The sequence below is a fragment of the Neisseria sp. P0021.S007 genome (assembly GCF_051956855.1).
This window is the reverse complement of record NZ_JBQCXA010001238.1, coordinates 1-512: the sequence shown is the minus strand read 5'-3', so window position 1 is coordinate 512 and position 512 is coordinate 1. Positions and strand designations below refer to the sequence as shown.

The window sequence follows — 512 nt, the reverse complement described above, 5'->3', positions numbered from 1 at the left end:
GAACTCGATGCCGTGTGATTTGGCGGCGGCGGCAAGCCCGTCGGCGAGGCGGCGGGTCAAAGCGGTCAGGTCTTCGTAGAAGCCTTCGCGTTGGATGATTTCGAGCGTTTTCAAGCCGGCGGCGACGGCAATCGGGTTGCCCGACAAGGTGCCTGCCTGATACACGCCGCCCAGCGGGGAAATACATTCCATGATGTCTTTGCGTCCGCCGAATGCGGCAAGCGGCATACCGCCGCCGATGACTTTGCCCATCGTAGTCAGGTCGGGCGTGATGCCGTGCAGCGACTGCGCGCCGCCGAGCGCGACGCGAAAGCCGGTCATCACTTCGTCGTAAATCAACACCGCGCCGTGTTTTTCGGTCAATTCGCGCAGGGCTTTGACGAAGGCTTCGGTCGGGCGGACAAGGTTCATATTGCCGACGAAGGGTTCGAGGATGACGCAGGCGATTTCGTCGCCGTTGCGGGCGAACGCTTCTTCGAGTTGGGCGATGTTGTTGTATTCGAGGACTAAGG

1 protein-coding gene is annotated in these 512 nt (G+C 61.1%); it reads right to left on the bottom strand.

Going from position 1 to position 512, the window contains the following annotated elements; translation table 11 throughout:
• Positions 1 to 512 (bottom strand): aminotransferase class III-fold pyridoxal phosphate-dependent enzyme (locus ACTHUR_RS18510; protein ID WP_440400232.1); only part of this gene is annotated, 512 nt, incomplete at both ends.